The sequence below is a fragment of the Nocardioides sp. WG-D5 genome (genome assembly GCF_054031175.1).
On sequence record NZ_CM132928.1, the window covers coordinates 3,361,148 to 3,381,007 of the forward strand.

Here is a 19,860-nt window from a genome sequence, read left to right on the forward strand (position 1 = left end):
GACCTGGATCAGGTCGCGGGCCGTTCTGTCTCGCTCGGGACGAGGCGAGCTACACCGAGGACTCGCTCCACGCCAGCTGGACGACCTCGATACCGCGGTCGCGGGTGACCAGGCGGCCACGACCCGGGCGAGTCGGGACCGGCTTCAGGTTGCCGATGAGCGGGCCCTCGTCGGGGTTGCCGGAGAGCAGCAGGCCGGGCATGGCCAGGTCGCGCATCGACTGGATGACCGACTCGTAGAGCGATCGCGAGGCTCCACCCGAGCGGCGGGCGATGATCACGTGCAGGCCGACGTCGCGTGCCTGAGCCATCAGCGGCTGCAGGGGTGCGACCGGCGACCCCTGCTGCGTGGCGACCAGGTCGTAGTCGTCGACCAGCAGGAACAGGTCCGCACCCGTCCACCAGGACCGGTTGCGCAGCTGTTCGGGTGTGACGTCCGGCCCCGGGATCCGCTTCGACAGGTAGTCCGCCAGATCGCTCAGAGCGGGTGTCGCCTGGGTGGCCGAGGTGAGGTAGCTGACCAGGTAGTCGTCCGGGATCTCGCCGAGCATCGAGCGCCGGTAGTCGACCACCGCGATCTGGGCCTCTTTCGGCGAGTGCGTCCGCATGATCTCACGGGCGATGTTACGCAGCAGGGTGGACTTGCCGGACTGCCCGTCGCCGAAGACGAGCAGGTGCGGTTCCGCGTCGGGGTCGAGGCCGACCGGAGCCAGCTCCTTCTCGTTGATGCCCAGAAGCAGTCGCTTGCCGGGATTCTCCTCGGTGACTCCGGCCTGCTCCCGGATCCGCTCGATCGTGATCTGCTCCGGCAGCAGCCGCAGCTTCGGGCCGGCAGGTCCCTCCCAGGCGGCGGAGACCCGGGAGATCAGGTCGTCGACGCCGTCGCCGAGCGTCGCCGCGGAGCCGTCGCCGTCCATGCGCGGCAGTGCGCTGAGGAAGTGGAGCTTCTCCTTCACGATGCCTCGACCGGGGCGCCCGGTCGGCACCAGCGCGGCCAGCTTGCGGTCGAGCTCGGAGTCCATCGGGTCACCGAGACGCAGCTCGAGCTTGGTGCCGAAGACGTCGCGCATCGAGGAGCGGAACTCGGCCCAGCGGCCGGCCGCGGCGACGATGTGGACACCGAAGGTCAGGCCACGCGGAGCGATCTCCTGGATGGCGTACTCGAGGTCGTCGAAGTCGGCGCGCAGCGTGCCCCAGCCGTCGATGACGAGGAAGACGTCGCCCCAGCCGTCGTCGGCCTGGCCGCGGGCGCGGCGGGTGCGGTAGGTCTCGATCGAGTCGATGCCCTGCGCCCGGAAGTAGGCCTCGCGGCGGTCGATGATGCCGGAGATCTCGGCCAGGACGCGACGTACGACGTCCGGTTCGGACCGGGTGCCGAGGCCGGAGACGTGCGGGAGCTTGGCCAGCGGCGCGAACGTGCCGCCACCGAAGTCGAGCACGAAGAACTGGACCTCCTGCGGCGTCATCGTCAGCGACATCGAGGTGACGATGGTGCGCAGCGTGGTCGACTTGCCGGTGCGGGGCGCACCGATGACCGCGACGTGACCGGCGGCCCCGCGCAGGTCGACGGTGAGCGTGTCACGCAGCTGCTCACGCGGCTTGTCGACGATGCCGAGCGGCACCACCAGACCGCCGAGACGCTTCCACGCCGGCGAGTGCAGCCCGAGCTCGGGCGAGGTGGTCAGGTCGGGCATCAGCGAGTCGAGCGTGTCGGGGATGTCGAGCGGCGGCAGCCAGACCTGGTGGGCGGGCCTGCCGTGGCCGGTCATCCGCTCGACGGCGATGTCGAGCATCGACTTCTCGACGCCGTCCGCGCCCACGACCGGGGCCGCCGGACGCTCTTCCTCCTCGACCGGCATCGCCAGCTGCTTCACCTCGGCGATCGAGAACGGGAAGATGCCCTGCAGCTTGCCGCCCTCGTCGCGCCGGATCCGCGACCCCGCGGCCGGCGGCCCGGAGACGTACGCCGCCCGGAACCGCTGCATCGAGGTCGGGTCGGGCTTGAGGTAACCGAGGCCGGGGACCGCCGGGAGCTCGTAGGCGTCCGGCACACCGAGCACGGTCCGCGACTCCTGCGCGGAGAACGTACGCAGGCCGACGCGGTAGGACAGGTGCGAGTCGAGGCCGCGCAGGCGGCCCTCCTCGAGGCGCTGCGAGGCGAGCAGCAGGTGGATGCCGAGGGATCGGCCCAGACGACCGATCGCGACGAACAGGTCGATGAACTCGGGCTTCGCCGAGAGCATCTCGGAGAACTCGTCGACCACGATGAACAGCGACGGCAGCGGATCCATCGAGGGGTCCTGCGTACGCGCCTTCTCGTAGTCCTTCAGCGAGGAGAAGTTGCCGGCCTCGCGCAGCAGCTCCTGACGCCGGGTCATCTCGCCGGAGAGCGCGTCCTGCATACGGTCGACGAGGGTGAGCTCGCCCTCGAGGTTGGTGATCACCGCGGATACGTGCGGCATGCCCGCCATCCCGGCGAAGGTCGCACCACCCTTGAAGTCGACCAGCACCAGGTTGAGGACCTCCGGCGGGTGGGTGAGCACCAGACCGAGGACGAGGGTGCGGAGGAACTCGGACTTACCGGAACCGGTCGCGCCGATGACGAGGCCGTGCGGACCCATACCCTGCTGGGCCGACTCCTTGATGTCCATGTAGATCTGCTGGCCGGCCTCGCCGACACCGACCGGCACCCGCAGCCGGTCGCGGTTGGCGCGAGGACGCCAGGCGACGTCCGGGTCGAAGGAGCGTACGTCGCCCAGACCGAGCAGCGCCATGTAGTCCTTCGGCGCCGCGATCTCGGTGTCCTGCGGGGTCTCGGCGGCCGCGTCGGAGCCCTCCGGCGCGACCGTGTAGAGCGCGGTCAGGCGGCGGGCGTAGGCCTCCGCGTCGGCCATGCTCATCTGGTCCACGCGCAGCCGGACCGGGTCCATGCGTACCCGGACCTGGTAGCCGGGAACCGTGTTGTTCTCGTCGGGCTCCTCGTCGTCGATCAGGAACCGCACCCGGCTCGAGTCGAACAGCTCGTCCCAGTGGGTCGGCAGGTCGATGACGGTGACGCCCTGGATGCCGTCGTCGGGGAGCACGTGGTTGCCCGGCGGGACGGAGCCGCCGTCGACGATGACCACGACCTGGGGCGAGGGGATCCGGTCGTCGGTGCCCCAGCGGGCGCGCTCGCCGACCTCGGTCGGGAGGAGCGCGGCAAGGTCGTTGATGTTGGTGACCACCATGCGGCGCGGCCCGACGGCGTCGACCTCGCGGCCGCTCTGCGCGTGCGGGAGCCACTTGACCCAGTCCCACTCGGCGAGGTTGCGCTCGGAGGTGAGCACGGCGACGATCAGCTGCTCCGGCGAGTGGAAGGCCGTCATCCCACAGATCAGAGCCCGGGCGAGCGCCCGGGCCTGGTCCTCGTTGCCGCAGATCTCCATCTTGTCGAACCCGCGCAGGTTGGTCGCCGCCGGCAGGTCGGGCTGGACCCGGTGGACGGTCAGCAGCCGGTGCAGCGCGCTCGCCGAGGCCGGGTCGACCTGGTCGATCGGGGTCTGCTGCGGCGGCACGAGGGTCAGGGCCAGAGGCTGGTGGGCGACGCCGTAACGGACGTCGAGAAAGCGCTTGTGGGTGTTCGGGCGCTCCCACAGCCGGCTGCGCTCCTCCGCGATCGACGGCAGCGAGGACGGCGCCGGGTAGTGCCAGGTCAGCGCCTTGCGCTGCTGCTCGCCGGCCTTGCGGGCCGACCGCCGGACGCCGGCCAGGTAGCGCAGGTAGTCGGTGCGCTGGCCGCCGACCTGCTTCTGCTTCTGCTTCCGCTGGCGGTCGATCTGCACGAAGATGAAGCCGAGGGTCGCGAAGAGGAACATGCCCGCGGCCAGGTACTTCTGGATCGGAGCACCGCCGCCGGTGCCGCCCGCAGGCTGCATCGTGGCGACCAGCACGATCGAACCGAGACTGCCGAGCATCGGGATCGCGTTCATGAGAACGCCGCCGACACCCTCGCCCTCTTCGATAGCCGGTGGAGCGTTGAGTGCGAGCTCCCCCTCGGGGACCTCCGGCTCCTCGGTGCGGGTACCGCCGGCTGTCGCAGCGATAGTCACGTGTCCCCCTGAGACTGGTTCAGTGCCCCGCGGGCCCGGATGCCGCAGGTGGTCTGGATCTTAGAGTGCCCACACCCCGGCTACTACCCTTAACCGTGCCGGTCGGGTAAAACGGGCGGTGGAGCTTCCGATGTGGAACTCTGTCACAGGGTCATCACGCATCCGGGAGGTGTCATGCCCACTCAGACGGCCGATGCCGTTGCGCCGGCGCTCGCCGCAGGCGGCCTGGCGGTCACGGTCCACGGCACCGCCGGAGTGGTCGACATCGTCGTTCCGTCCGATGCGCACGCCTCGGACCTGGCCCGGGAGTACGCCACCGCCGTCGGTCTTCCGGCTGCGCCGGTGCTGCGCGACCGGCGCGGTGAGGTGATCCAGCCGGACGCCTCGCTCGCCTCGCGGGGGATCACCTCGGGCGCCCTGCTCGCAGCGGACTCGCCGCCCACCCAGGCCTACGCGCGGCGCGAGGTCGTCGAGACGGCGGAGCCGGTCCGCGCGGGCAGCTTCTCCTTCTACTGGGTCGGCCTGGCCACCCTGCTGGCGGTCGCGGCGTCGGTCTTCGGCGCCCAGGCCGACGGCTGGCAGCGGTTGGCGATCGCCGGCCTGCTCGCGCTCGGCGCCCTGGTCGGGATCATCCCCGCCGGACCGTACGCAGCCCGCCGCGCGATCACAGCCCCGGCCTTCGCCGCGGGCGCCGCGTTCGTCATCACCGTCACCCCCGAACCAGAGACGCTGCCGCTGGCGGTCGGCGTGGCCGGGCTGGCCGCCGCGGTCGTCGCGACCGTCTCGCGCTCGCTGGTCGACACCGTCGATGCCGCCCTCAAGGTCTGGACCCTGACCGGCGTCACGGTCTTCGTGGTGACCGCACTGTGCGCCCTGCTCGGCACCTCGCCGCAGGTGCCGTGGTCGATCCTGTTCGCCGCGGCCGCCCTCGCGGCGCGGATCGTCCCGTCGTACGCCGTCGACGTGCCGGACTCTTATCTCCTCGACGTCTCCAAGCTGTCGGTGACCGCCTGGTCGGCACGTGCCAAGACCACCACCGGCAAGGCGACCGTCCCGTTCGACGAGGTCACCGAGGTGGCCGAGCGCGGTGCGCGCACGCTGGCGGCGGCCTCCTGGGCGATCCTCGGCGTCGTCGCGGTGAGCGGGCCGGGGCTGGTGGCGACCGCGACCGCCGACGTGGACCGGGTCGGTGCCTGGTTGATCATGCTGGCCGGTGCCTTCGTGATCCTGCTCTCGGCGCGCAGCTACCGCTACTGGCTGCCGCGCGGCGTACTGCGGGTCGCTGGCGTTATTGCGCTGGCGGTCGGCGTGCGGGCCTTCGTAGGGTGGGCGGACCCGGAGCTGGTCTCCTGGTTCGGTCTCGGGGTCGTGCTGATCGGGTTCGCCGTGATCATCGCGGCGATCGCGACCGGCCGGGGGTGGCGCTCGGCGAAGTGGGCGGCTCGGGCCGACTGGTCGGAGTCGCTGTGCGGCGCCGCCGTCATCGCCTCGTTCGTGGTTTCCTCGGGGTTCTTCCGACACCTGTGGGAATCGGGTTTCAACGGCTAGGCAGCAGGGCTGAAAAAAGTTCAGAGATTTGTGTTTAGAACTCCGGGGACGGGGTAAGAACACATTGTCCGGACCTCGGGGGAGCCCATCGGGAGCCGGGCTCCGACAGGTATCAAACCTAGGAAACCGGTTCCGCCGGTGGAAGGACAGCACCATGAGCAGTGAGATCAAGCAAGGGCAGGCGATCGAGTCCGCCGTCAAGTTCATCGAGGAGACGAAGGCCAAGCTGGAGAACATCAACTCCCGCACGGTCTCCGAGGCTCAGTCTGCTGGGTCCTCCGGGTGGAAGGGTGCTGGTGGCAACGCGTTCCAGCAGCTCATGAACACCTACAACGAGAAGGCTCGCGAGATCACCACGGCGCTCGACCAGCTCACCGCGGGGCTCACCAAGGCCCGCCAGCTGGGGTCCGACGCCGACCAGGATGTCGCGGGGCAGACCAGCGCCATCAGCAGCCAGGTCGAGGGCACCAAGTACTCGTTCTGACCCGACGCAACAGACTGAAAGGGAACTGTCATGGGCGAAGAGATTGTCGTTAACCACGGAGCCATGGGCTCGATCGTGGACGTGCTGCTCAAGGGCGTGAAGGAGATGGACGGCGCCCTCGACGAGCTCGAGAGGTACATCCTGAACCTCCAGGAGAACTTCACCGGTGAGGCGGCCAACGCCTACAACCAGGCGCAGGCCAAGTGGAACGGGACCATCCGTGAGCTGAGTGCCACGCTTGACCGCAGCAGCAAGTTCGTCAACGAGTCGCAGGCGCGGATGCACGAGGCTGACATGCGCGGTGCCGGCGGCTTCGGCGGCTGAGTTCTTCAGCACACAGGCAACACGAGGGGACCGGTGCGGGGCACCGGTCCCCTCGTCACTGGTTTTATGGCAAAGTCAGCGCTGACGCTCGTCGGCTGAGCCACGAGCAGACATTCGGCGCAACTCCCGGGACATTCGGTCGGTTCGTCTCGGGCACAGGCACGACGCGAGGAGTTCGTGAAATGACGCAGGCGCAGGTGGCGCCCACTGGGCTGGTCCGGGTGACGGTCGCCTCCGGCACCCGTCGGATGGATCTGGTCCTGCCGGGTTCGGTGCCGGTGGCGGAGCTCGTGCCGGAGCTCGCGCGAAGCGTCGGGCTGCTCGACCCGCAGACGGCCTACGCCGGCTACCGCGTCGTGCTCGCCGACGGACGCAAGCTCGCCGGCGACCTGGGCCTGATCCCGCAGGGCGTCGAGGACGGTGGCGTGCTCACCGTGAGCGCCGGGATCGACGACAAGCCGCCGCGGGTCTACGACGACGTGGTCGAGGCGATGACCGACGTCGTCGAGAGCGAGATGGCTCCCTGGGAGCCCGAAGCCGGACGTCGTACGTCACTGCTGGCCGCCGCACTGCTCCTGCTCCTCGGCGCCGGTGCGCTGTGGACCCAGGCGCCGTCGATGCTCGCCGGCGTCGCCGCCGCGGTGATCGGCATCGTCCTCGCCGGAGGCGCGATCGTGCTCTCCAGGCTCGAGGCGGAGAACGACGCCGCGATCGCCGCGGTCTGGATCGGAGAGGTCTACGGCGCGGTCGCCGGCTTTCTGATCGGCGCGGCCGCCCTCGGCCTGGACGGCGGTGTGGGGATGCCGCTGGCGTTCGCCGGTGCGGGCGCGATGCTCCTCTCCGCCATCGGCTTCCTCGGCCTGGGCGAGGCCCGGATGCTGGCGATGCCGGGTGCGCTCGTCGGTGGAGTGTTCCTCGTGGCCGGCCTGCTGCTGAGCGCGACCGGCTGGAAGGCCGGCGTCGTGCTCGGCATCGTGCTGGTCGTGGTCGTGCTCGCCGGCAGCTTCTTCCCGTGGCTGGCGCTGAGCACGACCAAGACCGACGTCCCGCAGCTCTACTCCGACGAGGACATCAACCTCGACCCGGACGAGATCCGGAAGGACCAGGTCCGGGTCGACGCCAAGGTCGCTCACGAGATCCTGGTCGCGATCTCGCTCTCCGTCGGCGTGCTGGTCGTGCTGACCGCGCCGTTCGTGGTGCGTCTCGGGCTGTTCGGCACGCTGCTGGCCGTCGCCGCGTGTGTCGTGCTGATGCTGCGTACCCGGCAGTACCGGACGGGGTCCGAGGTGCTCGTCGGGCTGGTCTCCGGCATCGCCGGCCTGCTCGCGATCGGTGCCGCCCTGCTGGTCTACCACGAGTCGTGGCGGCCGACGACCGCCGTCGTGCTGGCGGCCGCGGGTGGCGTACTCCTGGTGCTGACGCTCGTCCCCGACGTCGGGTCGATCCGGCGCGGTCGGCTGGCCGACGTCGCCGAGACGATCTGCCTGCTCGCGATGCTGCCGCTGATGGTGCTCGCCTCGGGCCTCTTCGGCGCCGCGGTGGCTGGTTTCTGATGGCCAGCAAGAAGGACCTCGTAGAGGCGCACGCCTTCAGCCGCCGCCGGCTCGTCTCCGCGTTCCTCTCCGGTGCCCCCGGCGGGCGTGAGGTCGAGCCGGCCCGGCCGGGCCGCTCGGTCTTCGGTGGCGTCGTGCTCGCGGTGCTGCTCATCGCCGGCGGCGCTGTCGCCCACTTCCTCTCGCCCAAGGCCGCGACCGGCTGGGCCGACGTGGACGGCCTGATCGTGACCAAGGGTGGCGCCCGCTACGTCGTCACCGGTCCGGACAACGCCAAGGAGCTGCACCCGGTCGTCAATCTCGCCAGCGCTCAGCTCATCCTCGGTCTCGACCTGGAGAAGAAGTCCAAGGTCATCGACCAGGAGGAGATCGACAAGGAGTTCCCGAAGCAGACGATCGGCCTCTCCGGCCCCAAGGTGCCGGAGGAGCTGCCGCTGAAGTCCGACTTCATCAACACCGGCTGGACCGCATGCACAGCCGACGGGGCGGGGACGTACCTGAACATCTCCGAGAAGCCGGACGTGAAGGCGGCCGCCAACACCGGCTTCATGGTGCAGACCGAAGCGGGCAACTACCTCATCGCCGAGTATCGGACCGATGAGGGCTACACCCAGGCCTACAGCTACAAGATCGACGGCGATCAGGAGACGTACGCCGACCGTGTCTTCAATGATTCCCCGCCGACGCTCAAGGTCCCGCAGGCGTGGGTCAACCTGTTCCCCGCTGGTTCCCCGCTGGGAGCGGAGGCATTCGGAAGCGCGTACTCGAAGTTCGGCCAAGCGGTGGCCGGTGAGGACTATCCGATCGGGACCAAGGGCATCTTCGACACCAAGAGCTACCTCTTGACGGAGAGCGGCTGGATTCGCATCAGCGACTTCACCGCTGAGGTGTACGACACCGCCCTGCAGGCAGCGGGCAAATCGGTCAACACCCAGTCGCTGGACAGCGGCCCCACGATCGACGGCGAGACCTTGGAGACCTTCTGGCCCAAGACCGAGCTCGACCCGGGTATCTCGAGCGCTTGTGCGAAGCTGGACACCGCGGACGGTACGACGGTGCGGCTCGGCATCGACCCGGGCAACAACGCCTGGCCGGCGTCGGAGCCTCCTGAGGCGAGCGACTTCACCTCGGTCCGGGTCGACCCCGGCAAGGGTGCCTTCGTGTACGCCGCCAACGGTGAGGAGCTCGACAAGAAGAGCGGGACGCCCTACCTGATCGATGCCCGCGGCACTGCCAACACCCTCGACGGCAAACTCACGGTGGAGCGGCTCGGTCTGACAGCCGACTCCGGTCCGATCGTCCCGGGCACGTGGCTCCAGCTGCTTCCCGCCGGCGCAGCGCTCTCGACGGAGCTCGCCCTGTGCCCGCCGAACACCGGAGAGGTTCAGGAGAGCCAGTGCGTGGCGATCCAGTGACACTGGTCCGTGGCGGTATCACGCTCGCCGCCGTCGTCGGCGGGCTGGCCCTGCTCGGCAGCCCGAGCCCCGCGTACGCAGCGGAGGAGCGGCCGTTTTGCTCGGCCTACGCCACGAACACCGGTGGTGGCACACCCCAGAAGCCGGAGACGCGGACGGCGCCGGTGCCGGAGAAGGCGGCTCCGTTCGCGATCATGCGGATTGCTGAGGCGCAGCAGGTGAGCAAGCAGGGCCAGGGGATCCGTGTCGCGGTGGTCGACTCCGGCTACAGCCGCAGCGCGCAGGACTATCGCGGCACCGTCGCAGCAGGTCTGATCTCCCAGATCGCGCCGAAGGCGAAGCTCAGCGACCACCCGGTCCTCAAGGTCGGCCAGGAGAAGTCGACGATCGACGCCAAGCAGATGGTCGCTCAGCTCAACTCCTTGGCCAAGGGCAACGCCAAGGGTCTGATCGTCGACATCGGTCTGCCTGCGACGCAGGGCGCGTCGGGTCTCCAGACGGCGGTCGACACGCTCATCAAGAAGGGGGCCATCGTGGTGATGGCCGCGGACTGGTCCGGCATCGCCACCGATACGGACCGGGACGTCGGCCCCAAGGTCTTTCCGAACGCCAACGACTCGGTGGTGACGGTCAGTGCCTCCGGCACCTGGGCGTCGGATCCCACCGATTCCACGGTGCTGCCCAACTCCAACACGGACGTCGCCGCTCCGACGTACGGTGCGCCCTCGAAGACCCTCTTCGGCCACTCGTGCTGGGTCGACACGATCTCCACCTCCTTCGCCTCCGCCGAGGTCTCGGGGGTCCTTGCGCTCATCTGGTCAACCAACCCAGGCTGGAGCTCCAGCCAGGTCATCGACCGCCTCTACAGCACCACCTCGGGCCGTGAGGGCCAGGGCGGCAGATACTGGGGCGCCGGAGTCGTGAACGCCTACGACGCGCTCATGAGGCCGGCCGTCAAGGAAGCCGCCGAGCCCCCGGAGGTCGAGCAGGCCCCGATGGCCCGCGAGAAGGTCGACCCGCTGGCCTCTGTCCGCGACAACGCGGTCTGGTGGGGCATCGGCGGTGGCGGCGCGCTCGGGCTCGGGCTGGTCCTGCGGCCGCTGTTCTCACGTCGCAAGGGCTCGATGTAGCTCGTCAGGATGCCGAGGCGTACGCCGTCTTGGACCGAACCGCTGCGAAATGAAGAACGCCGATCCGGAGCTTGCGCTGTCCGGATCGGCGTTCTTGCAGGTCAACCGTGGTTTCCTGCTGGCGGATCTGGGGGGATTCGAACCCCCGAGGGCTATTAACCCAACACGGATTCCAGCCGTGCGCCATAGGCCACTAGGCGACAGATCCGTGAGGGATCCTACGCGGATCCGCGAGCCTGGGGGAAATCGGCGCAGGGCCAGCGGGCCGCCTTTGGGATCGGCGCGGCGACTCGTCTAGACTCATCGGCAACCCCCCATGTGGCGACATCTTGTCGAACCTCCCCAGGGCCGGAAGGCAGCAAGGATAAGCGAGCTCTGTTGGGTACGTGGGGGGCCTTTTCTATTTCCTGACGTCACCCGCGAGCGGCGCCCTGGTCGCGGGTGATCCCGCGGACGATCGAGATCCACGCGACACACGCGACCACCATCGCGACGACGGAGACCGCGTCGCGGCTGGTGACCAGCAGCCCGCCGTCGTCTCTCATGGGGATCTGCGGCGCCCAGGTGGCGATCAACCAGGCTGCCCACCAGAGGGCCGGACTCGGACGGGTCTCGCCCTTCGCGGTCGCGCGGCGTACGTCGTCGACGATCTGGAAGGGAAACCAGAGCGACACGATCGGAACCCACCACCCGAGCCACGTCCATGATCGGCTGCGCCGCATGGGGAACGTCGGATCGACCAGCTTCGCGAAGTCGTAGCTTCGCAGGAGCCACAGGGTGCCCACCAGGTAGACGGCGATGACGGTCCCGATTGCAGCCAACGAGATCAGCGTGAGTACGTCCCAAGCCCACCGCGCAGGGGAAGGAACCGAGTGGATCGCGTAGGTGACCAGCTGAAACACCGTGAGGGCGACGGCCAGGGCGATCACGACCTTCGCCAGACCACGCGGGACAGCCGGCAGGTGCTGGGGGACGGGCTGGTGCGGCAACATCGACAGCGTGTCGTCGTGATGGTCCATCGATCGTCCTTCCGGAAATGTCCGACGCCCACAAGCGCCCTGGGCGAATGCTGGTCCGCCGGTGGAGGGCTGCGCAGGAGAATGGGTCAGAACGACCCACTTTGCGGGTTCGTCCACGACCGGGCCGCCCGGCGGCTACCGACTGTCGGTGGGTGTCGTTAGGGTTCATGGGGTGGACGCACCGCTAGCTCTCTACCGCCGCTACCGGCCGGAGACGTTTGCCGAGGTCATCGGTCAAGATCACGTCACCGGCCCGCTGCGCAATGCGCTGGCGGGCAACCGGGTCAACCATGCGTACCTCTTCTCGGGCCCACGCGGCTGCGGAAAGACGACCTCGGCGCGGATCCTGGCGCGTGCGCTGAACTGCGAGAAGGCACCGATCGCGGACCCGTGCGGAGAGTGCGACTCGTGCCGCGACCTGGCGCGCGGCGGGCCGGGCAGCATCGACGTGATCGAGATCGACGCGGCGTCGCACGGTGGTGTCGACGATGCCCGTGACCTGCGGGAGAAAGCGTTCTTCGCGCCGGTGAAGAGCCGCTACAAGGTCTACATCATCGATGAGGCCCACATGGTCTCGACGCAGGGCTTCAACGCGTTGCTCAAGCTCGTCGAGGAGCCGCCGGAGCACCTGCGGTTCATCTTCGCGACGACGGAGCCGGAGAAGGTCATCCCGACGATCCGGTCGCGCACCCACCACTATCCGTTCCGCCTCTTCCCGCCGAAGCTGGTCTCCGACTACATCGCGACCCTGTGCGAGAAGGAGGGCATCAACGTCGAGCCGGCCGCGCTGCCGCTGGTCGCCCGCGCGGGTGCCGGGTCGATGCGCGACAGCCTCTCGGTGATGGACCAGCTGCTCGGTGGCGCCGGCCCTGAGGGCGTGACCTACGAGCTGGCCGCCGGGCTGCTCGGCTACACCCCGGACGCGTTGCTCGACGAGGTCGTCGACGCCTTCGCGGCTCACGACGGTGCCGCGGTCTTCGGGGTGATCGACAAGATCATCGAGACCGGCCAGGACCCGCGGCGGTTCACCGAGGACCTGCTGCGCCGCTTGCGTGACCTGGTGATCGTCAAGGCGGTCCCGGACGCGCCCGCGACCGGCCTCATCGACGTCTCCGAGGACGGTGGCGAGCGGCTGGTCGCCCAGGCCGGTCGCTTCGGACCCCACGACCTCTCCCGGGCGGCCGACGCGGTCGCGACCGGTCTGACCGAGATGCGCGGTGCCACCGCGCCCCGACTCCTGCTCGAGCTGATCTGTGCCCGGGTCCTGCTGCCCGCGGCCGATGGCGCCGACGGCCTCGCCGCGCGCCTGGACCGTCTCGAGCGGAGGATCGAGATCAGCGGTACGCCGACGGTGACCGCTGCTCCGGTGGCTCCCGCCCCGGCCCAGGACCGGCCGGTGCTCAAGCCGTCCGTCGGTGCGCCGGGACACGAGACGGTCGCGCCGCCGCCCGAGCCCGTCCAGATGTACGCCCCGAAGCCCGAGCCCGCGCGCGAGCCCGCCCCGGCCGCCGAGATGCCTCCGCAGCAGCAGGCTCCGGCGACCCCGCCCGCACCGGAGCCGCCGAGTCAGCCCCAGGCGCCGGCACAGCCGGGTGGCATGGGCAACGTGGACATCCGCCGTCTGTGGGACGACGTGATCGCCCAGACCAAGGGCCTGCGCCGGGCGACCTGGTCCCTGGTGGGTCAGAACGCGCAGGTGATCGACTTCCGCGACGGCGTGCTCACCCTCGGGTTCGCCTCGCCGGGGCTGCGTGACCGGTTCGCGACCGGCGGGCACGAGCCGATCCTCGGGCAGGCGCTGGTCAACGTGATCGGCATCCAGCCGAAGATCGAGGCGATCGTCGCCGGCGGTGGCCAGAGCGCCCCGCAGCGGCAGGCCCCGCCGCAGCCTCAGCCGAGCCAGCCGCAGGAGCCCACCCAGCCGCAGCAGCCGCCGGAGGCGTCCTGGAACGAGCAGGCCCCGCCGCCCGACTGGGCCGCCGAGCCGCCCCCGCCCGACCAGCCGCCCGCTCCGCCGGAGTCGCCTGCGACACAGCCGGCCGATCCTGGAGCGATCGCGCTGGCGCGCGAGGCGATCCGGCCGACGCGTGCGGCCGACTACGAGCCCCCGGTCGACGACACCGCGGCCCGTCTGGCCGAGGCCGACGCCGCGGTGAACCCCGACGACCAGGCCTACGACGGTCCGGCCGCGATGGGTGCCGAGGCACTGCTCGCTCAGGAGCTGGGTGCAACGATGATCGAAGAGATTCCTCACAACTAGGACGGCACAGATGACGAACCCACTCGAAGGCCTCGGTGGCGAGGGCGGCTTCGACCTCAACGCGATCATGCAGCAGGCGCAGGCGCTGCAGAGCCAGATCGTCGACGCCCAGGAGAAGCTCGCCGAGACGATCGTCGACGGCACCGTCGCCGGCGGTGCGGTGACCGTCAAGCTCACCGGCACCGGCGAGCTGGTCGGCGTGGAGATCAAGCAGGGCGAGTTCGACGGCAGCAGCCCCGACGACCTCGAGGACCTCGGTGCCGTGATCGTCGCCGCCTACCGCGACGCGAAGGGCAAGGCAGACGCCCTCGCCGGCGAGGCGATGGGCCCGCTCGCGGGCGGCCTCGGCGGCGGTATGGGTGCCCCCGGCGGCGACGAGCCGCCGTTCAAGCTCGGCTTCTAGAAGGACAGGCAACAGCGTTGTACGAGGGTGTGGTCCAAGACCTCATCGACGAGCTGGGACGGCTCCCGGGCGTAGGCCCGAAGAGTGCCCAGCGGATCGCTTTCCATCTGCTCCAGGCTGATCCCGCCGACGTACATCGGCTGGCCTCGATCCTCAACGAGGTCAAGGCGAAGGTGAAGTTCTGCTCGGTCTGCTTCAACGTCTCCGAGGAGGAGACGTGCCGGATCTGTCGCGACCCGCGTCGCGAGCAGTCGGTGCTGTGCGTGGTCGAGGAATACAAGGACGTCGTCGCGATCGAGCGCACCCGCGAGTTCCGCGGGCGCTACCACGTGCTCGGTGGCGCGATCAGCCCGATCGACGGGATCGGTCCCGACCAGCTCCGGATCCGTGAGCTCGTCCAGCGGCTCAACGACCCCGGGATCACCGAGGTGATCCTCGCCACGGACCCCAACCTCGAGGGCGAGGCGACGGCGACCTACCTGACCCGTCAGCTGAGCCCGCTCGGGCTGAAGGTCACCCGTCTGGCCAGCGGTCTTCCGGTGGGCGGCGACCTGGAGTACGCCGACGAGGTCACTCTCGGGCGCGCGTTCGCCGGTCGCCGCGCGGCTGAGTAGTCCCTAAGAGCAGACTCTTTACCCTCGTCAGGCCGCGGCTTCGGCGGTAGCCTGACGATTCAAGGGACCTCGGGAAGGGGGCCGTCATGACGAACGACTTGACCGGCAAGGACTTCGCCACCAGCATCGCCGACTCGGTGGAGAGCTTTCTGCTCTCGGTGCGCGCGATCGCTGCAGACGGCGACGGCGGCAGCGCTGTCCCGATGCTGCTGCTGGAAGTGAGCCAGATCCTGCTGGCGGGTGCGCGACTGGGCGCCCAGCAGGACTTCGAGCCACGGGAGGAGTTCCAGCCCGACGTCGGCATGGAGGCCGACGTCGACGAGCTTCGGATGGGGCTGGCCGAGATGTTCGGCGACATCGACACCTACAGCTTCGTCTTCGATCCTTACAGCCCGGACGTGGTCGACAGCCAGATCTCCGACGACGTCGCCAGCCTGGTGACCGATCTGGAGTACGGCCTGCGGCACTACCGTCTCGGCGACGTGGACGAGGCGCTGTGGTGGTGGCAGTTCAGCTACGTCAACAACTGGGGCAACCTGGCCGGCGCGGTGCTCAACGCGCTGCTCACGGTGGTGGCTCACGACCGCCTCGACTCCGAGCCGTTCACCGGTGAGGACGAGGACCTGGCGGCCGCTGATGAGATGCTGGAGAAGACGGCCGCGACGGCCACGTAGACTTCTGCGACGTGGGAATCGTCGTTCAGAAGTACGGTGGCAGCTCGGTTGCGGATGCCGCAGGCATCAAGCGTGTAGCTCAGCGAGTGGTCGCGACCAAAGAGCAGGGCCACGACGTGGTCGTGGCCGTGTCCGCCATGGGCGACACCACTGACGAGCTGATCGACCTGGCCAACAAGGTCTCGCCCGACGCCACCGCCCACGCGCGTGAGTTCGACATGCTGCTCACCTCCGGGGAGCGGCAGTCGATGGCGCTGCTCGCGATGGCGATCAACGACGTCGCGAACGAGCGCGGCCTGGCGTACGAGGCCCGGTCGTTCACCGGGTCGCAGGCCGGTCTGATCACCGACGCGCAGCACGGGCGCGCCAAGATCCTCAGCATCACCCCGGAGCGGATCCAGGCGGCGATCGCCGACGGTGCGATCGCGATCGTGGCCGGCTTCCAGGGCGTCTCCAAGGACACCAAGGACATCACCACGCTGGGCCGTGGCGGCACCGACACCACCGCGGTCGCGCTGGCGGTGGCGCTGAACGCCGACGTCTGCGAGATCTATACCGACGTCGACGGCGTGTTCACCGCCGACCCGCGGATCGTCCCGACCGCCCGCAAGCTCAGCGAGGTCGCCTTCGAGGAGATGCTCGAGCTGGCCGCCTCCGGTGCCAAGGTGCTCCACCTGCGCTCGGTGGAGTTCGCGCGGCGCCACAGCCTCCCGATCCACGTACGCTCCTCCTTCTCCACCCTCAACGGCACCGTCGTGAAGGGCAGCATCGACGCGGTCTCGCCGCGCGCCGACCACCAGCCGAGCGCGGACGCCGGCATGGAGGCGCCGATCGTCGCGGCCATCGCCTACGACCGCAGCCAGGCGAAGATCACGGTCGTCAACGCGCCCGACCAGGTGGGCGCCGCCGCGAAGGTCTTCGAGATCATCGCCGGGGTCGGCATCAACGTCGACATGGTGGTCCAGGACTCGTCGTCGGCGGCCGCCGAGCGCACCGACATCACCTTCACGCTGCCCCGTGACGACGCCGAGCGGGCCGGGAAGGCGCTGGAGCTGGCGCGTGAGGAGCTCGGCTTCGAGCGGGTGAGCACCGAGCCGCGGATGGGCAAGGTCTCCCTGATCGGCGCCGGGCTGCGTACGCAGCCGAAGAAGATTGCCGACTTCTTCTCCGCCATCGCTCAGGCCGGGGTCAACATCCAGATGATCTCCACCTCGGAGGTCCGGGTCTCGGTCGTCGTCGGCGACGACGAGGTCGACCGCGCGGTCCAGGCCGCGGCGGAGCGGTTCAGCGACGTGGAGGTCGAGAAGGTCTCCTACGGCGCCGACGCCAATGGCGACACCCCGGAGATCGTCGGCGTGGCCCACGACCGTGGCGAAGCCAAGATCACCGTCGCCGGCGTCACCGACGAGCCCGGCGAGGCGGCCCGCATCTTCGACACCCTCGCCGACAACGGCATCAACATCGACATGATCGTGCAGAACGTGTCGGCCGAGGAGACGCGGCGTACGGACATCTCGTTCACGCTGCCGCGCGCCGACGTCAAGAAGGCGCGTGCCGCGCTCGGCGACATCCAGGCCGAGGTCGGCTTCGCCGACCCGGTCACCGACGAGCAGATCGGCAAGCTCTCGATCGTGGGTGCCGGGATGCGTACGCATCCGGGGATCACCGCGAAGTTCTTCGCCGCGCTCGCCGCCGAGGGAGTCCTGATCAGGATGGTCTCGACCTCGGAGATCCGCGTCTCGGTGCTCGTCAGCGCCGACGACCTCGACCGCGCAGTGCGCGCCACACACAGAGCATTCGGCCTCGACAGCGACGGAGAGGCCATCGTCTACGGAGGGACCGGCCGATGAGCGTCAACCTGGGAATCGTAGGAGCAACCGGGCAGGTGGGCGTCGCCGTACGCCAGATCCTGCTCGAGCGGAACTTCCCGCTCGGCGAGGTACGTTTCTTCGCCTCCGCGCGCTCGGCGGGCAAGACCATCGAGTTCGGTGAGCGTTCGATCGTCGTCGAGGACGCGGCCACCGCCGATCCGTCAGGGCTCGACATCGCGATCTTCTCGGCCGGCGGCGCCACCTCGAAGGCGCTGGCGCCGAAGTTCGCCGACGCCGGCGTGATCGTCATCGACAACTCCTCGGCCTGGCGCAAGGACCCGGAGATCCCGCTGGTCGTCTCCGAGGTCAACCCGTCCGCGATGGCCGGGGTGATCGAGGCTCGTCGGGGCATCATCGCCAACCCGAACTGCACCACGATGGCCGCGATGCCGGTGCTCAAGGCGCTCCACGACGAGGCCGGCCTCGAGCGCCTCGTCGTCTCCACCTACCAGGCGGTCTCCGGCTCGGGCGTCGCCGGTGTCGAGGAGCTCGTCCGTGGCATCGCTGCGGCGGGCGACAAGGCGAGCGAGCTGGCCTACGACGGCTCGGCGATCGCCTTCCCCGAGCCGGACAAGTACGTCGAGACCATCGCCTACAACGTCCTTCCCTACGCCGGGTCGCTGGTCGAGGACGGCCTCAACGAGACCGACGAGGAGCAGAAGCTCCGCAACGAGTCGCGCAAGATCCTCTCCCTGCCCGACCTGCGCGTCTCCGGCATCTGCGTCCGCGTCCCGGTCGTCACGGGCCACTCGCTCGCGGTCAACGCCGAGTTCTCCTCGCCGCTGACCCCCGAGCGCGCCACCGAGATCCTGGCGAACGCCCCGGGCGTCGAGCTCCGCGACGTACCCACGCCTCTCTACGCCGCCGGCAAGGACCCGTCCTACGTCGGCCGCATCCGTCAGGACGAGGGTGTCCCGGACAACCGCGGCCTCGCGCTGTTCATCTCCAACGACAACCTCCGCAAGGGCGCCGCACTCAACACGGTCCAGCTCGCCGAGCTGGTGGCCGCCGCCCTCTGACGAGACGTCACCCACGTCGGCCGAGGTGGCACCACGGGGCCACCTCGGCCGACGGCGTTGACGCTTCGGCCGACGTAGGTGACGCCTCGGCCTAGGTGGTCAGTCGATGTAGTTGGTCGTCACCCAATAGGCGAGCGCGTACGCGGCGGCGGTGAGGATCACCACGATGATCACGCCCCAGGCGTGGTTGAAGACCTCGGTGAGGAACAGCATCGAGAGTACGGCGACGAGGGCCGAGCCGAGGAAGCTGATCGTGAAGGGGGAGCGGGCGCTGGCCAGGCGGAGGAGGTAGCCGCCGACGAGGACCGCGAGGACGAAGACGGCGATGAGGACGACTGCGCCGGTGTCGCCGAGCGACGACGTGCCACGCGTCCACTGGCTCACCATGCCGCTGAACCAGACGGCCAGAGCCATGACCGCGCCGACGATGGCGCCGATCATGACGGCCGCGGACAAGCCCGACGGGGTGCCGAGGTTGATGCGCCGCTGGATCGCGTCCGTCGGCTGCCTCGGGGCCTTCGGCTCTCGAGGAGCCTTGGGTGCCTTCGGCTCCTTCGCGGGCTTGGCCGGCTTCTCGGCCTTCTGCTTGGGCGAAGGCTTCTTCGCAGGCTTCGGCGCAGGCTTCTCCGCGGACTTCTCCGCAGGCGGCTCGGGAGTGACGACGGGTGGTGCCGTCTCGAGCACCTGAGTCTTCTCGGCGGGAGCCTTCTCTGGCTTGGTGCTGGTCGGCTTCGTGCCCCCGCGCTTCTTCTTGAAGCCGAACGACGGCGCGGCGAGCTTGTCGGCGGGGTCGTTGCTCATGAGGGGCAGTTTCGCATGCCGCGCGTCACATTTGAACTCAGGCGCGGGTCAGACGGATGACCGGGATCTCGCGATCGGTCTTCTTCTCGTAGCTCCCGAAGTTGGCAGCCGACGCGACGATCGTGGCCCAGGCCTGCGCCCGCTCCTCACCGTGGAGCTGCTCGGCGACCACCGGGATGGTCTCGCCGCCCAGCTCGATCGTGACGCGGTCGGGGTTGGCCGCGAGGTTGTAGTACCACGCAGGGTTCTTCGCCGCGCCGCCGGCGGAGGCGACGATCAGCCAGGAGCCGTCATCGCCGGGGAACCAGGCCAGCGGCGACGAACGGGGTTCGCCGCTCTTCTTGCCGATCGTCGTGAGCACGAGCAGGCGCATCCCGGCCGTCGTGGAGTCGCTCTTGCGGGCCCGGCGCATCATCAGCTTGTTGCCCAGCTTCAGGAGGGGGTTGGCGGTGGGCTGCCTGGCGCCCCGGGTGCCGTTGCGAGTGTCGAAGCTCATGGCGTCGACACTACCGGCGGGAAATGAACTCAGGCTCGGAGATCTTGCGATCTCCGAGCCTGAACTCGATGTCGGGTTGACAGGATTTGAACCTGCGGCCCCCTCGTCCCGAACGAGGTGCGCTACCAAGCTGCGCTACAACCCGAATGCTGCACCGATCAA

Annotated in this window: 16 protein-coding genes, 2 tRNA genes, 1 other RNA gene and 1 pseudogene; 14 read left to right on the forward strand and 6 right to left on the reverse strand. The window is 69.4% G+C overall.

Annotation, left to right across the window (positions count from 1 at the left end):
* Window positions 1-49 precede the first annotated feature (49 nt).
* Entirely contained in the window at window positions 50-4,087 is a 4,038-nt protein-coding gene (gene eccCa, locus ACWZJV_RS16335; protein WP_457177167.1) for a type VII secretion protein EccCa, read from the reverse strand.
* A gap of 174 nt (window positions 4,088-4,261) precedes the next feature.
* Here eccCa and ACWZJV_RS16340 point away from each other — a divergent pair, with 174 nt between their 5' ends.
* The 6 genes from ACWZJV_RS16340 (at window position 4,262) to ACWZJV_RS16365 (ending at window position 10,541) form a co-directional block, all read left to right on the forward strand.
* Window positions 4,262-5,635 carry a hypothetical protein gene (locus ACWZJV_RS16340; protein WP_457177169.1) on the forward strand — a complete coding sequence of 458 codons (1,374 nt, stop codon included), beginning with the start codon at window positions 4,262-4,264 and terminating at the stop codon, window positions 5,633-5,635.
* Window positions 5,636-5,789: 154 nt separating this feature from the next.
* On the forward strand, window positions 5,790-6,119 hold the full coding sequence (locus tag ACWZJV_RS16345) for a WXG100 family type VII secretion target (protein WP_008356211.1): 330 nt from the start codon (window positions 5,790-5,792) through the stop codon (window positions 6,117-6,119).
* A gap of 30 nt (window positions 6,120-6,149) precedes the next feature.
* Window positions 6,150-6,443, forward strand: a complete 294-nt coding sequence (locus tag ACWZJV_RS16350) for a WXG100 family type VII secretion target (RefSeq protein WP_008356212.1) — start codon at window positions 6,150-6,152, stop codon at window positions 6,441-6,443.
* 182 nt (window positions 6,444-6,625) lie between these two features.
* On the forward strand, window positions 6,626-7,996 hold the full coding sequence (gene eccD, locus ACWZJV_RS16355) for a type VII secretion integral membrane protein EccD (protein ID WP_196875827.1): 1,371 nt from the start codon (window positions 6,626-6,628) through the stop codon (window positions 7,994-7,996).
* Window positions 7,996-9,411, forward strand: a complete 1,416-nt coding sequence (locus ACWZJV_RS16360; RefSeq protein WP_457177172.1) for a type VII secretion protein EccB — start codon at window positions 7,996-7,998, stop codon at window positions 9,409-9,411. Before eccD ends, ACWZJV_RS16360 begins: the two co-directional genes overlap by 1 nt.
* On the forward strand, window positions 9,393-10,541 hold the full coding sequence (locus ACWZJV_RS16365) for a S8 family serine peptidase (protein ID WP_457177174.1): 1,149 nt from the start codon (window positions 9,393-9,395) through the stop codon (window positions 10,539-10,541). Before ACWZJV_RS16360 ends, ACWZJV_RS16365 begins: the two co-directional genes overlap by 19 nt.
* A gap of 119 nt (window positions 10,542-10,660) precedes the next feature.
* Here ACWZJV_RS16365 and ACWZJV_RS16370 read toward each other — a convergent pair.
* Window positions 10,661-10,749, reverse strand: a tRNA-Ser gene (locus ACWZJV_RS16370).
* A gap of 100 nt (window positions 10,750-10,849) precedes the next feature.
* Between ACWZJV_RS16370 and ffs the strand changes: the two genes are divergently transcribed.
* Window positions 10,850-10,940: signal recognition particle sRNA small type (gene ffs / locus ACWZJV_RS16375), an RNA gene on the forward strand.
* A gap of 14 nt (window positions 10,941-10,954) precedes the next feature.
* Here ffs and ACWZJV_RS16380 read toward each other — a convergent pair.
* Complete coding sequence (locus ACWZJV_RS16380) at window positions 10,955-11,560, reverse strand: DUF4328 domain-containing protein (protein ID WP_457177176.1); 606 nt, start codon at window positions 11,558-11,560, stop codon at window positions 10,955-10,957.
* Window positions 11,561-11,732: 172 nt separating this feature from the next.
* On the opposite strand from ACWZJV_RS16380, the gene ACWZJV_RS16385 reads away from it, so the two are divergent.
* The 7 genes and pseudogenes from ACWZJV_RS16385 to ACWZJV_RS16415 all read left to right on the forward strand — a co-directional run bounded on the left by ACWZJV_RS16385 (window position 11,733) and on the right by ACWZJV_RS16415 (window position 18,401).
* Window positions 11,733-13,820 carry a DNA polymerase III subunit gamma and tau gene (locus ACWZJV_RS16385; protein WP_457177178.1) on the forward strand — a complete coding sequence of 696 codons (2,088 nt, stop codon included), beginning with the start codon at window positions 11,733-11,735 and terminating at the stop codon, window positions 13,818-13,820.
* Window positions 13,821-13,830: 10 nt separating this feature from the next.
* A complete protein-coding gene (locus tag ACWZJV_RS16390) occupies window positions 13,831-14,223 on the forward strand; it encodes a YbaB/EbfC family nucleoid-associated protein (protein ID WP_457177180.1) in 393 nt (130 codons plus the stop codon).
* A gap of 17 nt (window positions 14,224-14,240) precedes the next feature.
* The gene (gene recR, locus ACWZJV_RS16395; RefSeq protein ID WP_008356228.1) at window positions 14,241-14,837 is read left to right on the forward strand and encodes a recombination mediator RecR; all 597 of its coding nucleotides are present in this window, start codon (window positions 14,241-14,243) and stop codon (window positions 14,835-14,837) included.
* A gap of 86 nt (window positions 14,838-14,923) precedes the next feature.
* A complete protein-coding gene (locus ACWZJV_RS16400) occupies window positions 14,924-15,511 on the forward strand; it encodes a DUF5063 domain-containing protein (protein WP_008356230.1) in 588 nt (195 codons plus the stop codon).
* A gap of 11 nt (window positions 15,512-15,522) precedes the next feature.
* Window positions 15,523-16,827 (forward strand): annotated as a pseudogene (locus tag ACWZJV_RS16405) (aspartate kinase); the annotation flags it as partial.
* A 39-nt stretch (window positions 16,828-16,866) separates the two neighbouring features.
* Window positions 16,867-17,361, forward strand: a complete 495-nt coding sequence (locus tag ACWZJV_RS16410; RefSeq protein ID WP_378907276.1) for an ACT domain-containing protein — start codon at window positions 16,867-16,869, stop codon at window positions 17,359-17,361.
* The gene (locus ACWZJV_RS16415) at window positions 17,358-18,401 is read left to right on the forward strand and encodes an aspartate-semialdehyde dehydrogenase (RefSeq protein ID WP_008356234.1); all 1,044 of its coding nucleotides are present in this window, start codon (window positions 17,358-17,360) and stop codon (window positions 18,399-18,401) included. Before ACWZJV_RS16410 ends, ACWZJV_RS16415 begins: the two co-directional genes overlap by 4 nt.
* 99 nt (window positions 18,402-18,500) lie before the next feature.
* Here ACWZJV_RS16415 and ACWZJV_RS16420 read toward each other — a convergent pair whose 3' ends face one another.
* The 3 genes from ACWZJV_RS16420 to ACWZJV_RS16430 form a co-directional block, all read right to left on the reverse strand.
* Window positions 18,501-19,202, reverse strand: a complete 702-nt coding sequence (locus ACWZJV_RS16420; RefSeq protein WP_457177182.1) for a hypothetical protein — start codon at window positions 19,200-19,202, stop codon at window positions 18,501-18,503.
* A gap of 37 nt (window positions 19,203-19,239) precedes the next feature.
* Window positions 19,240-19,698, reverse strand: coding sequence for a nitroreductase/quinone reductase family protein (locus ACWZJV_RS16425; protein ID WP_196875820.1), 459 nt, complete (start codon window positions 19,696-19,698; stop codon window positions 19,240-19,242).
* Window positions 19,699-19,769: 71 nt separating this feature from the next.
* Window positions 19,770-19,843: transfer RNA gene (locus ACWZJV_RS16430), tRNA-Pro, on the reverse strand.
* Window positions 19,844-19,860 lie beyond the last annotated feature (17 nt).

Coding starts and splice junctions, on each gene's coding strand:
- ACWZJV_RS16340 (WP_457177169.1), top strand. CDS start 4,262: ATGCCCACTCAGACGGCCGATGCCGTTGCGCCGGCGCTCGCCGCAGGC.
- ACWZJV_RS16345 (WP_008356211.1), top strand. CDS start 5,790: ATGAGCAGTGAGATCAAGCAAGGGCAGGCGATCGAGTCCGCCGTCAAG.
- ACWZJV_RS16350 (WP_008356212.1), top strand. CDS start 6,150: ATGGGCGAAGAGATTGTCGTTAACCACGGAGCCATGGGCTCGATCGTG.
- eccD (WP_196875827.1), top strand. CDS start 6,626: ATGACGCAGGCGCAGGTGGCGCCCACTGGGCTGGTCCGGGTGACGGTC.
- ACWZJV_RS16360 (WP_457177172.1), top strand. CDS start 7,996: ATGGCCAGCAAGAAGGACCTCGTAGAGGCGCACGCCTTCAGCCGCCGC.
- ACWZJV_RS16380 (WP_457177176.1), bottom strand. CDS start 11,560: ATGGACCATCACGACGACACGCTGTCGATGTTGCCGCACCAGCCCGTC.
- ACWZJV_RS16390 (WP_457177180.1), top strand. CDS start 13,831: ATGACGAACCCACTCGAAGGCCTCGGTGGCGAGGGCGGCTTCGACCTC.
- ACWZJV_RS16400 (WP_008356230.1), top strand. CDS start 14,924: ATGACGAACGACTTGACCGGCAAGGACTTCGCCACCAGCATCGCCGAC.
- ACWZJV_RS16415 (WP_008356234.1), top strand. CDS start 17,358: ATGAGCGTCAACCTGGGAATCGTAGGAGCAACCGGGCAGGTGGGCGTC.
- ACWZJV_RS16420 (WP_457177182.1), bottom strand. CDS start 19,202: ATGAGCAACGACCCCGCCGACAAGCTCGCCGCGCCGTCGTTCGGCTTC.
- ACWZJV_RS16425 (WP_196875820.1), bottom strand. CDS start 19,698: ATGAGCTTCGACACTCGCAACGGCACCCGGGGCGCCAGGCAGCCCACC.